This window comes from Pseudomonas sp. NY15374, assembly GCF_048068255.1.
Lineage (GTDB): Bacteria > Pseudomonadota > Gammaproteobacteria > Pseudomonadales > Pseudomonadaceae > Aquipseudomonas > Aquipseudomonas machongensis.
The window spans coordinates 130,218-142,619 of the sequence record NZ_JBLUPZ010000001.1; the positions used below are offsets into that span (position 1 = coordinate 130,218).

The 12,402-nt window shown below is 58.6% G+C and carries 11 protein-coding genes; 1 reads left to right on the forward strand and 10 read right to left on the reverse strand.

What is annotated here, in order from left to right:
- Positions 1–313: 313 nt before the first annotated feature.
- Both ACNFHO_RS00830 and ACNFHO_RS00835 read right to left on the reverse strand, forming a co-directional pair.
- Positions 314–1,717, reverse strand: coding sequence for an amino acid permease (locus tag ACNFHO_RS00830; protein ID WP_019099014.1), 1,404 nt, complete (start codon positions 1,715–1,717; stop codon positions 314–316).
- A 169-nt stretch (positions 1,718–1,886) separates the two neighbouring features.
- Complete coding sequence (locus ACNFHO_RS00835) at positions 1,887–2,918, reverse strand: 1-aminocyclopropane-1-carboxylate deaminase/D-cysteine desulfhydrase (protein WP_416764821.1); 1,032 nt, start codon at positions 2,916–2,918, stop codon at positions 1,887–1,889.
- 160 nt (positions 2,919–3,078) lie between these two features.
- On the opposite strand from ACNFHO_RS00835, the gene ACNFHO_RS00840 reads away from it, so the two are divergent.
- A complete protein-coding gene (locus ACNFHO_RS00840; protein ID WP_026020475.1) occupies positions 3,079–3,864 on the forward strand; it encodes an AraC family transcriptional regulator in 786 nt (261 codons plus the stop codon).
- A gap of 229 nt (positions 3,865–4,093) precedes the next feature.
- Here the strand turns inward: ACNFHO_RS00840 and ACNFHO_RS00845 are convergent, their stop codons facing one another.
- The 8 genes from ACNFHO_RS00845 to ACNFHO_RS00880 form a co-directional block, all read right to left on the reverse strand.
- Complete coding sequence (locus ACNFHO_RS00845) at positions 4,094–4,822, reverse strand: TIGR03747 family integrating conjugative element membrane protein (RefSeq protein ID WP_019099011.1); 729 nt, start codon at positions 4,820–4,822, stop codon at positions 4,094–4,096.
- 38 nt (positions 4,823–4,860) lie between these two features.
- Positions 4,861–6,984 carry a type IV conjugative transfer system coupling protein TraD gene (gene traD / locus ACNFHO_RS00850; protein ID WP_026020474.1) on the reverse strand — a complete coding sequence of 708 codons (2,124 nt, stop codon included), beginning with the start codon at positions 6,982–6,984 and terminating at the stop codon, positions 4,861–4,863.
- A 9-nt stretch (positions 6,985–6,993) separates the two neighbouring features.
- Complete coding sequence (locus tag ACNFHO_RS00855; protein WP_080587381.1) at positions 6,994–7,413, reverse strand: integrating conjugative element protein; 420 nt, start codon at positions 7,411–7,413, stop codon at positions 6,994–6,996.
- Positions 7,410–7,964 carry a lytic transglycosylase gene (locus tag ACNFHO_RS00860; RefSeq protein WP_019099008.1) on the reverse strand — a complete coding sequence of 185 codons (555 nt, stop codon included), beginning with the start codon at positions 7,962–7,964 and terminating at the stop codon, positions 7,410–7,412. The genes ACNFHO_RS00855 and ACNFHO_RS00860 overlap by 4 nt, the downstream gene beginning before the upstream one ends.
- Positions 7,946–8,665: a TIGR03759 family integrating conjugative element protein gene (locus ACNFHO_RS00865; RefSeq protein WP_019099007.1), complete on the reverse strand. Its 720-nt coding sequence runs from the start codon at positions 8,663–8,665 to the stop codon at positions 7,946–7,948. The genes ACNFHO_RS00860 and ACNFHO_RS00865 overlap by 19 nt, the downstream gene beginning before the upstream one ends.
- A gap of 10 nt (positions 8,666–8,675) precedes the next feature.
- The gene (locus ACNFHO_RS00870) at positions 8,676–9,347 is read right to left on the reverse strand and encodes a hypothetical protein (RefSeq protein ID WP_019099006.1); all 672 of its coding nucleotides are present in this window, start codon (positions 9,345–9,347) and stop codon (positions 8,676–8,678) included.
- Positions 9,344–9,853, reverse strand: coding sequence for a PilL N-terminal domain-containing protein (locus tag ACNFHO_RS00875; protein WP_042943812.1), 510 nt, complete (start codon positions 9,851–9,853; stop codon positions 9,344–9,346). Before ACNFHO_RS00875 ends, ACNFHO_RS00870 begins: the two co-directional genes overlap by 4 nt.
- 1,098 nt (positions 9,854–10,951) lie before the next feature.
- Positions 10,952–12,298, reverse strand: a complete 1,347-nt coding sequence (locus ACNFHO_RS00880; RefSeq protein ID WP_026020472.1) for an aspartate aminotransferase family protein — start codon at positions 12,296–12,298, stop codon at positions 10,952–10,954.
- Positions 12,299–12,402: the final 104 nt, after the last annotated feature.

Consider the following 12,402-nt stretch of genomic DNA (forward strand, 5'->3'; position numbering starts at 1 on the left):
GTCGTGTGCCACTGGGGCAAGGGTATTGGATTGACTACGTATACTTCTCCAATAACCGCAATCGACCCAAAGCTGCCACTCATAGAAGCGGCTTTGGGCCAAAAGCAGTCATATTATTTCTAGCGTATCGATTCCTTGCGAGTCAGTAATTAGTCCCTCATAAGTTAAAATTGACAGGCCAAATCTTCCTTGCAGCCGCTGACTTCAAGCTGGGCGCATCCTATTGCCTCACCACCGACCCGGAGAACAAAAAATGTTCTAATTTCGACACTAATGACGGGGTCTGAGCATTTAGGTAACTGGCTCGTAGGGCTCAAGAGCGCTTCAGTTTGGACGGATTAAACAGAGTCCCTCTCGGACGTACTACCCCTAATTTATAGCCTGCCGACAGCAGTGCCAGCCACCCTATCCCTACATAGAGCGCCATGCGAGTTTCAGGGTACCAACCCAGTACACAGAAAATGAACAGCATGAAAACGATTGCGCAGGCGGGGCCTACAGGCCAGAAGGGTACGGGAAAATGCAGTGCCTCAACCTCAGTTGGAGTCATGTTCCGCCGCATTGCTACTTGGGACAAAAGGATCATCAACCATACCCATACTATCGAAAACGTCACCACGGACGCCAAAATCATGAAGAGATTTTCCGGGAACAGGTAATTGAGCAGAACACCTAGCAGCAGGGCCGTTGCCATGACGATTACAGTCATCCAAGGCACACCGAATCGAGACAGGCGGGAAAAGCTGGCGGGTGCCTGGCCGCTCTGAGCCATGCCGTACATGATTCTCCCAGCGGCGAAAATATCACTGTTGATGGCCGATAGCGCCGCAGAAATGACGACGATGTTCAGCAGTGTGGCGGCCGACTTTATGCCTAAGCCGCTGAATATTTGTACGAAAGGACTGCCCTCGCTGCCAATTTTTGGCCAAGGATAGATGGTCATTAGAACGAATAGAGTAAGCACGTAGAACATCAATATACGCAGCGGCACGGAGTTAATCGCGCGCGGCAGGGCCTGTTGCGGATTTTTGGCTTCCCCCGCAGTGATACCAATCATTTCTATGCCGCCAAAGGCAAACATTACGACGGTGAAAGAGGCGATCATTCCACTCACGCCGTTGGGAAAAAAGCCACCGTGCTGCCACAAATTGCTTAAACCAGTCGTTACTTCATTGGCAGAGCCCAACTTAATGCCGAAAACAAGAACTGCCAACCCGGCGACGATCATCGACGCAATAGCTGAGACTTTCAGCAACGACAACCAGAACTCCATTTCGCCGAATACTTTGACGCTGCACAGGTTCAGAGCCCCGATGAAAAATACGATGCCCAAGACCCAGATCCAGCGTGGTGTGTCCGGAAACCAATAACTCATGTAAACAGCAAAGGCGGTCACATCTGCCAGGCATACCACCAGCATGGAAAATGCGTAGCTCCAGCCAGTCAGAAAACCTGGAAAGCTCCCCAAGTACTGAGTTGCGTAGTGAGCAAAAGAACCCGATACGGGATTGCGCACGGCCATTTCACCCAAGGCTCGCATCATCATGTAGATGGCCATGCCACCGATGATGTAGGCCAGCAGTACCGATGGGCCAGCCAGCTTGATTGCCGAGGCGGATCCATAGAACAACCCGGTGCCAATAGCGGAACCGAGCGCCATGAAGCGAATATGGCGAGCACTAAGACCTCGCCGCATGGAAGATGCGCTATCGCTCATTCCAGGTAGTCTCCACATTGTTTTTGTTTGAATGCCGAGGCATCGCGCGGGCGTCTGGATTTTCAGGCCAGAAAAGTCCGCGGGCCGGCCATCGGCACCTGTAGTGGTTAAGTGATTTGCGTGAGCGGGACCGGCGTTTTCATTGTCAATGAAAGCCCGTTCGCGAGGACTACAACCGCACAGTGGAAAGTCGCTTGATTTCGGACCAAGCGCGTTGCGCGTAGTGAGGATCGAAGAGTGAGTGATAGCCCCCCGTGTGCCAGAAAACCACTGGGCCTTCCAACTCCCTCTTTTTCGCGAGGTCGATCAACGCCGCGACTGCCTTGGCGCTGTAGACGGGGTCTACGAGTATCCCCTCGGTGGTGGCGAGCAGGTCGATGGCTTCCATCACGCCCGGTGCGGGCAGACCGTAGCCGTCTCCCAGATAGTCCTCCGTGAGGTCGATGTCCTCACGTGTCAGGCGCACATCTGCGCCGATGAGGCGGGCACCACCTTGGGCATAAGCGAGGTACTGGCCGTGTACGTCATCATAGACATCCCCGGCGACGACGATACCGCGGATCTTGCTTGGCGAACCGTGCAGGGCATTGCCCAGCACTAGTCCGGAGTGCGTGCCCCCCGATGAACTGGCATGCACAATAGTGCCGATCGAACGCTCATGAGCGGCCATCTGCCCGCGAAGCTCGGAGTATGCGAGGGCAAACCCGAGCGAGCTTCTCTCGGAGGCACAGCCGATGGGTAGTCGATAGATACGCTCCCCTTTATATTCCAGCTCGGTGACCACGGCTTGGGCGTGGTCGGCGAGTTCGGCCCAGGTTGCATTGCCAACAAAGCGCAAGTTGGCACCAAAGAGTCCGTCCAACAGAAGGTTGCCAACCGGCTCCCGTGGCGCATCATGGCAAAGTACCAAGGTGCATTTCAGCCCTGTCTGCGCCGCTGCCGCCGCCACCGCTCGCGCTGCATTGGATAGACGTGAGCCTTCCGCAACCAGATGAGTGGCGCCCTGGGCGATCGCATAAGCCAGTTCCACTTCGAGTTTGCGCACCTTGTTACCGGCTAGACCCACCGTTCCGATATCGTCGCGTTTGCACCATATTTCGGCGCCGATTTCAGCACTGAACCGCTTTAGGTGTTGCACTGGTGAGGTAAAGCCTCGCAGATTCAATCGAGGTAGTTTTTCAAGTGTATCGAGAGCATTCATCGGGGTTATCCTCGTGACGAGCATCGTACGTAACAGGAGAATCGCCTGAGGAGGAGCCACCCGACTCAACCCAGACTTCCTGTCGACGGTGCAAGTATGATGTTGGCGCGATAAGCTCAAATAACGAAAACCAGACAACGCATACAAGGTTCCCGACAACATGGCCGTTGCACCTGTTTTACCCGCCATTAGCTCGCCTCTACCGCATTCCATTCTGTTAAGGACCATGCGCCTAACGGAAGTAACGTCTTACCCGACCGAGCGCCATGACTGGGGCGAATTCGTCTACTCGTTCAGCGGCGTGATCGAGTTGACTGTGGACAATCGTGAGTACCTGACACCGCCGCATTATGGCTTGTGGCTTCCGCCCCGAGCTGAGCATGACGCTAGTACTCGGCCCCACGTGTGCTACTGCGTGCTAGATATTGCTCCGGAACGCTGTGCCAGGTTGCCCACCGAGGTCTGCACGCTGGCGGTCGGTCCCATCACCAAGGCAATCCTTGCCGATTTGGTCGAGCGCCAAGTTGATTACCCGCGAAACGACGATGACACACGGTTGATGCAGGTGCTGGTGGACCAGATAAGCATGGCGCCGCGTCGAGATACTTATCTGCCAATCTCTAAAGACCGGGCATTGAGTCAGGTGCTCGAAGCGCTGCATCTGGAGCCAGGAGACAATCGTCCCCTAGATGAATGGGCTAGTGTCGTACACACCACGGAGCGCACGCTCTCGCGGCGTTGCAAGCGTGACCTGGGAATGTCATTTGTGGAGTGGCGGCAGCGTTTGCGGCTGGTGAGAGCGCTCTCGATGCTGGAGGACGGCATCCCAGTGCAGACCGTCGCGCTTGAACTGGGCTACAGCAGTTCGTCTGCTTTCATCGCAATGTTCCACCGAATGATTGGGTCGACCCCGGATGAGTTCCGCAAACGTGTCGTACAGTTATAATCATGTCGACGCGTCTCGTGCCCGTTAGCTACCTTCCGCCAAGGGCAGCTTAGGGGCCAGGCTGTGAATTCCCCAATAACTCTTTAGAGAGCGCGGTCCTACATGAAACCTGAAAGGCTTGGCTACTCAGCTGACCCAGAATTCGCGTAGAGGCGCGAATTCTGGGCTGTTTTTTAACCAATCGAATCGCGCCGGAGGTTTTCACACAGCCTGGGTCGATAGCGGACCGTCAAAGATATTTTTTGAACGTTGCAGCCGTTATCGCCACCATCCATCCCAGTACTGCTGCGCATGGCAGTAGAACCCAAATGGGATTCACCGATAAGGGGATGGAGAGGTAGATCACCCAAGGGCTTGCCATCAGCGGCAGCAATGTTCGCTTAGCTCTATGGTAGACAAAGCTGCTCTCGCGTCCCGCTCCGAATTTGCGCAGATCACGGCGCATCAATCCGTCAACCGCGCCGGTGATCACCGCAAGCAGGAACAAGGGGCTGGCTAAGGTGAGAACGGCCAGTCGCACGACGAAAGTGAATACCGTGAACAGGACTGCCAGCAGGTAGTCCTGCACTAGTACATATGCCTGCGCGAACTGCCCCTGAACTGACCCTTCTCGACTGAGCAGTTTCAGCTGGGTATCGGATGTCGCCCATCCAGAACGCACCACGACCCAGTCGTTCAGGTGTTCGAGTACCTTGGCGGTCGCTTGCGCCGGCTCTTGCACGAGCAATGAATTCTTGAAGTGACCACTGAGCCAGCCCAGCTCGCTGAGCCACATGGCATGGCTGTGATGCCAGCCCTGCTCGGGCCAGAACCACAGCATGCCCACGAACTCCAGCACGATGGAAAAAATCAGCGAAGCGAACAGCAGGCCGAGCAGTCGCAGGCACAACTCGAGGATGCCGAAGATAAGCCCCGAACTTCGTTGTGGAGAAGGTGGGCTGGCTGGGGTGGTCGGCATATGGGCTCCTGAGTGTCCGGTTGCACACGGCGTGCTCATCAGGAGTGCCTGCGCCCGGGGGGAGGCATCTCGGGATCAAAATTGACCGTCGGCGCACCGCCAGCGCTGCTCCACCAAATCCCCGCATTGGCGTTGTAGGAATCGCGCATGCGCGCGGCCAGGGCCTGCAGGTCCGCCGGCATTTGGTCGTCACTGGCGGGTTTGGGCAGTGGCATACGCACTTTCCATAGCTGCCCCCCTTCCTGGAACGAGAACATCTGTCCCTTGGGCAAGGCGATGATGTGCGCCGGCTCGATCAGCGGTACCGAAGTGGTGGTGACCCGATCCTGCGAGGAGGAGGTGAAGTCGGTACGGGCATCAGGGTCAGCGGTGTCCGTCGCGCCGGAGACCAGGGTGCGGGTCTGCACGTTGACCTTGGGCAACTGGTTGGTCAGCAGCTCTGCGGTGGCGGTTTCCCGCACGCGAAGCATTTGCAGGGTGTTGAAGTTGCCGATGACCTGGCCGGCCTTGGCCCGGTTGCCGATCCGTGCCTCGATGTCGCTCAAGGTCTGGGTGTAGGCGGTGACCTGGATACCGGCGCCACCACCCTTGTTGATCAGTGGAATGAACTCGTCGCCCATCAGTTCGTTGAATTCGTCGGCATGCAGGTTGATCGGCACTTTGTCCGCGGCGCTGGAGGAGCCTGGCAGGCCGTGGTCGATACCGTGTTTGTAGATATGGCCGGCGACGGAGACCAGGTCGGCAAACATCGAGTTGCCGACGGCAGCCGCCACCTCGGCATCAGACAGCGCATCCAGGCCGACGTAGACAATGCCGCGCTTGCGGATGACCTGCAGCCAGTCGAAGATCGGCCGCGGATCGTCGAGGTCGGTGTAGTTGGGGGCGAGCAGTTGTGCGGTCTTACCGCTGGTGAGTTTTTCCAGCAGCGGCAGCAGCGAAGCCACGATCTTATCAAAGTAGGTGCGGTCGTAGCGTACGGCTGAGCGCAGGCCGTCCATCACGGGATCGAAGATGCGCTTGGCGGTCAGGTACTGCTCGATGGCAACCACGCGCTTTTCCCGGCCGATCATGTGCCGCGGGATGTTCTTCTCGTTCAGCCGACCTTCGATCTGCACGATGGCTTCCCAGGCCTGTGGATCATGGCGGGCGAAGAAGTACTGGGCGTATTCGATGAACAGCGCATCGATGTTCACTACGTGCCGCTGGATCTGCAGGTAGTCCGGGCGCCGGCCGAGTTCGATCAGTGCCCGGGCGATGATATTGACGAAGCGCCAGGCGAACTCGCGAAATGCGGCCGAGTTGCCTTCGCCGCTCAACTGGCCAGCGATGCGGGTGGCGACTTCGGAAATGCGGCCGAAGCGGCCGATGGCGTTGTAGCGTGCAGAGATCTCCGGCCAGCCCAGGTGGAAAACAAAGAACTCATGCTCGCGGCCGGCGCGGCGTGCTTCTACGTACATGCGCTTCAGCAAGTCGGCATCGCCCTTGGGGTCGAAGACGATCACCACTTCCTGGCTGGCCCGGTGGATGTCCTGGGTGATGTACACCTCGGCCAGGCGTGTTTTGCCGACCCGGGTGGTGCCCAGCACCAGGGTATGTCCGACGCGTTCGCCTAGCGGCAAGCTGGCTTCCTGTTCCTTAGGCTCGACGCCATGCAGCAGCGGTGAGCCACCCACCGGCGGCAGCGGCCGCACCGGGTTGAATGGGCTGTCCCAGGCGGTCAGGCGGGGCAGCAGTGACAGCCCGGGTGGGGCCTTCTCTAGCAAGTGCTCCATCCGCCGCGCCCACTGGTGGGCAGCCGATTGATTGACGTAGCGGCCCAGCGCCGGATCCTGCGCCTCGAGCAGACGCTGGGTATGCAGGCGAGTCCAGCGAAAGCCGCGACCCATGAAAAGGCGCTTGCCGCTTACTGGAATCTGTCGGCTGGTCAGCGAGTAGCGCGGCAGGCGGCGGATATTGCGCCGATAGCGCAGAACAATGCGTGCCTGGTTAAGCCGCTTCAGACCGAATACGGTATAGGCCAGTGCCATGCCTGCCCCTACCTCGGGCGACAGGGCTACTGCCCAGGGCGAATGCAGGCACAGCGCGCCGGCACCGGCGCAGATGCCCACGGTGTACAGCTCCACCGCAGGGCGCAGCAGGGACTCCATCGCATGTTCGCTCATGATGCACCCTCACTGTTCCAAGCCGGTGGACGTGATCAGCACCGGGTAGTGCTGCAGTTCCAGGCGTTCGGCGATGTCGTCGCCACTCACCGGCCAGATGTCCAGTCTTGGGGCTGCCGCCTGGATGCGGCGCAAAGCCTGGGCGTCGGCCACTTCAACCGCCAGGCCGCTGGCGCCCAGGTCCTGCAGCCTCTGTGCATGCTGGGCCAACCATTCCAGTGACACCGCGTCGTGCCCGACCAGAAACAGTGGCGTGAACCCTGGCAAGGTCAATGCCCTTGGCGACACGGCACCGGGGGAAAGGCGTGTACTGTGTACGGGCAGGGCCCAGGTCAGCGCGTGAGGATCGGGCCGATGGCCGGGGGCCGCGAGCGCGCTAACCGTCCACCAGAGACAAATACACAGCGTTACCCAGCACCGACGGTTCATGGCTGCGGCCCTCTCGTAGACGCCACGACCGCTTGTACACGCTGCAAGTGCTGGCTGAACTGTCGGCGGTAGCGCGCTGCAGGTTTACCGCCGGCAGGTCGGTGATAGCGCCCTGCAGCCACGACCCAGTCACCACTGTCGGCATAGTGGGCGCGCAGCAGCTCGGCAGTCACGGCCAGGTTGGCGCGTGGATCGAGGGCATCGCAGGCGCTGCGGTAGCGGTCTGGGTGGTAGCCGAGGTTGGTCTGGCCCAGACCGACATCGATTCGCTTGGGATCGTGGCGGACCAAGGCCTGTTTGAGTGCAGTACACGCCCCCTCACGGCGGGCGAAGCGCAGCGGTGTGCCGGCGACATTCAGGGTCCAAGGCCAGGGCATGAGGTAACCCCGCAGTGGCGTGCCGCTCTCTTGCAGGGCGATGGCGAACAGCACGGAGGCAGGGATGCCGGCGCGCGCGGCGGCCAGTTGATACGCAGGCGGCGGCAGCGCGTCCGCGTGAACGGCCGTGGCACAGGTCAAGGCCAACGCGAGGATCAGTCGATGCGCTGCCATTTCCCATCCACCTGCTGGAAGCGCGCCGGTAACGGGCGGCTGGCGCCAAGGGCGAACCAGCGGCCGCGGTCATGGTTGAGAGTGACCTGGCCGCTGCTGACCTGGGCGGGGCTAATGCCGGCGCTACGTGCCCACTGGCGTAGACGCCCATCGTCACCTTGGCTGCCGATCAGGTACACATCGAGGTGCGCACCGCCACGCAGCCATTGCTGGGTGTTGGTGACGCAGGGCGGGCAGTGTTCCTCCACAAACAGGGCAAAGCGGCCGGCAGGGGTAGCTGCTGGATCATCGACCATGCCCTGCACAGGCAGCACTCCCGGGAACAGGCGCGCCCAGGCGGCGGTGTAGGCTTTCTGGTAGGCCAGTTCGCGCTCGGCGCGTTTGGCTTCGAGACGGACCTGCAGCTCGGCGTAGCGTTGCCGTTCCTGGTCCGAGTCGGCTTCCACGCCGAGGGTGGTGAGTGGATCGAGCTGCGGCGACCAGTAGTGGCGGGGCCCGGCCTGCAGGCGCTCAAACTTGGCCCACTCATCATCGGTCAGCCCCCAGGCCTTGGCCCGAGCCGCAGCGGTTGTCTGCCGATCCAACAGTGTCTGTTCGCTGAACTGCGGGGCCGAGTCAACCAGTTCTGGCGCACTCCACGCCGTACCTGCGAACAGGCAACTGGGGAGTAGGATGAGCGAGAGAAAGGAGATCCGAGTCATACGCACCTCGTCAGGGCAGTGGCAGTGTGTGGTCGCCATGCCCCGGGACATGGAACATCACCTGGTCCGCGCGGATCGCGCGCAGCTGCCAGCTGTTCAAGCTGTCTCCCGGTTGCAGCAGGTGCACAGTCGTCAGCGAATGGGCGCCGGCGGGCAGTGCTGCCACAAACCGGACGTCACCTCGGGTCTCGATACCCAGCAGGGTGAAGGGCGGGGTCAGAGGCTTGACCTTGGCTTTCTCACCGCTGGAGGACTGCGGTTGCGTGTTGGCTATTGCAGGCGCAGCAGGGCGGGCCGACAGTTTCTCGAGCGTGGCCTCTGCCGCAGCCAACCGTCGTTCCAGTCCCGTCAGATCGCTGTTGCTCGGGCCTGGCGGTGCTGCCTGGAGCGTCTTGAGCGAGGTGGCCAGTTCATCCTGCTGCTGGCCGAGGGCGACCTGCGCTGCAGTGTGTCGACCTTGCGCCTCGCCCAACGCCACGACCTGCGGCTGCAGCGCTGCGAGCCTGGCAACCAATGCATCGATATCGCGGCGCAAGGCCGGCGCAAGGTCGGCCGGGGCGTTGCGTGCCGCAGCCTGAAGCTCGGCCAGTTGCTGATGATGGTTGTACGTTTCGGCGGCGAGCACGGCGGCGCCGAGGCAGAGGGCACCGACCACCAAGGCCTGAAAATGGAGGACCTTCATGGCGTGAACTCCAGGGGCGGGAAGGGGGGAGCGGGCGGTGGCACGCGCAGGGCATAGCACACGGTCCGATCAACTGGATCGACGTCGAGTCGCCAAGCCGGGCCGCCGATGATGGTCAAGGCGTCCAGCAGCGAGATCGGTCCGAGCTGGTGCTGTACTGCGGGAAGAGGGCGACGGAACAAGCGATCCACCGCAGGGCTATCGGCACACAGCACGTAGCCCGAGCGTTGCAGCACGTGACGCAGGGCTTCACCGACGGTGGCATTCAGGGCTGGCGCGATCTGTACGTTGACCAATTGATACAGCGGCTGGCGTTGCTCCAGCGTTGGCCGGGGGGTGACCAGGGTGTAACGGTCCTGGCGGACCCAGGCCGGAAGCGGGGGTTTCGGCTGCGGCGATACCGCCGGCAAGGCGGGTGGTGCCGTGGGGGCCGGGGCCGGCCGCTGTGTGCTACAGCCGGCCAGGACGACCATCAGGCCGATAGTGGGAAGTAGGGATGTTTGCATGACTGAGTCTCGACGAATGTTGCCGATACCATGGCGAAGACACGAGGCGAGTCCCCACTGGAAAACCGAATCCGGCGAGCCAGCTTTTCTGTCGGGCATCATAAAAAAGGCGCCCGGGAGGGCGCCTTGGTCATTCTTCGGTGAATAGCGGTAGTTCCGAGAGAGGTACCGCGTCAGGGTCAAAGATCAACAGGCGGGTGTCCGCCTGGCCTGCCAGTAGGAGCAGCTGGAGTAACACTGGAGGGACTCGATCAGCGGGCATTCGCGCACTGATCTCGTCGGCGCTGCAGCTGCTGCCGCCGGCTTCAATGCCTACTAACCATGGTGCCGAATAACCATGGCAGGCAAAAGCGCAGTGGAAGTCGATTTCTACGCTAAGCGTTAGTTAAAAAGTGCTTTTTATGGCAGGCGCGTAGTGGCGCCTGTTTAAATGCGAGTTTCTAATGTTGCCGTTTGTTATTAGCGAAAATGTTGTGGGGCGTGTCATCATGACGTTAGTCTTCTGGTAAACGTAGCGTCCTCACATTTGGGGCGTAACGGCTTATTGAGTACACTGATTTATTTGTCTTGATGCTAACAGTTTATTCGCTCTGTTCATCCTGCTAGGCTGTCCACTGGGCGATAGGCTGGCGATCTTCTTGCCCATACGGTTCTTAAATAAATTGGCCACCAATCGGGTAACCGAATGGTGGCCAGCGGTACCGCTCTCCGTCAGAACTGCACCTATCTGATCTACCGCGAGGAAAAGCCAACCTAGCGCCCGATCAAGAATTATTATCTGTAGCTACACGTCATAATTTCATGATGGTTTGATGCTTCGCAAAAAGCCTCTTTAGCATGCGCATAAAGAGACTAAGGTTGAGCAAAACCAAAAGATGTGCGTGAGAAGATCCTGCAAGACGTATTTGGCCGTATATGGAGTATTTTTGCAATTTTAGTTTGTGATTGTGTGATCTTGAAATTATAAATATGCATCCTTGAAAATTCTCCGTCTATGGGGCGAATAGCGTTAACTAAAAGCCCCCAGCAGCTTATGGCTGTCGAGGGCTTCCATTAGTCTGGGACGCCGTCAGTAGGGTAGGACGTTGGGCGCGTCGTTCATGCTTTGCTATAGATCGCCTTGATGATGTCTTTGGTGGTCTCAATGTACCCTAGGACATCCTCGTCGGTCATTGGCAACGTCAGTCCGACCTGGCCACGGTGCACTGGGTAGTAGCCACGGGTGGCCATTTCCAGGGCGTAGATGCCCATGCTGTTCTCATCGATCTTGTGCCAGTAGTCACGGTGGGTCGTGATTTTTTGAACTAGCTCCTTGGTGAATGCATAGGCGAAGACCGAGAAGGAGCCGAATACGGTGAACGGGTAGCCTTGTTCGGCTGCCCAGTCGTTCAGTTCTTTCTTGATGGTTGCTGCCATATCGTTGAGGCGTTTGTACGCCTTGGCATCCATGGCTTCCATGCAAGCAATGCCGGCAGCACAGGCCATAGGGTGGCCGTGGTGGGTACCGGAGATCATCACCTGGTTCTCTTCGATAACACGGAATACTTTACGGCTACCGCCTACGGCACCAATCGGCAGCCCACCGCCGATCATTTTGCCCATCACGGTCAGATCGGGTTTGATTTCGTACTCGCTTTGCAGGCCATTATAGGCGGCGCGCAGGGTTATGGTTTCGTCCACGATCAGGAGGATACCCAACTCCTCGGTCAAGGCTCGTAGCTTTTGTACGAACTCTTTTTCGAGCTCAACGATGCCGCCTGCGCACGACTGAAGTTCCATAATCACGCATGCAATTTCTTCGGCGTTCCCGCGCAGGATCTTCTCGCAGGCTTCAAAGTTGTTCTGGATCAAAACCAGAACGTTGTCGCTCTTGTAGGATGGAATGCCGTCAGAGTCTGGTAACGCTTTTGGGTTGAAGTCTGGCCCCGGGAAGTTGGCTGGGCTTGGATGTGCAGAGATGGCTAGGTCGTCTGTGAAACCGTGGTAGCCACCCTCGAATTTGGCGATTTTCTTTCGCCCAGTGTAGCCGCGAGCAATCCGAACAGCGCTGAGGCAGGCTTCGCTGGCCGAGCAAAAGAACTTCACCTGTTCGACGGACTCTATCCGGTCGCTCAGCAGTTTGGCCAATCCCAGCTCATGATCCGTTGGGTTCCCGAAGGAGAATCCACTCGGCAGCAGCGCTTCAATGGCTTTCACCACAGCAGGGTGGTTGTGCCCGAGTACGTTGGTTGAAAAGTTATTATTGAGGTCAAGTAGCTTTCTGCCCTCAATAGTGTGGATATACTGCCCCTCACCTTTATCGACGAAAATTGCGTGCGGGCCATAACCAAAGGTGCGACGGCTAAAGCCACCAGGAATGTAATCATTCCCTTTTGAAGTTTTTACTTTGGAAAGATGAAAAGCTTCCGAGAAATTTTTTAGAGATTGTTGGTAATCAAGCTTCATGGCTGTTTCCGCATTCAAAGTGTCTTCAGCTGTCATCAAGGGCGGAGAGTTTTATTGATTTTCCTCAGCGCTATACCCTTATCTCCATCAGGAAAGATTTCTCT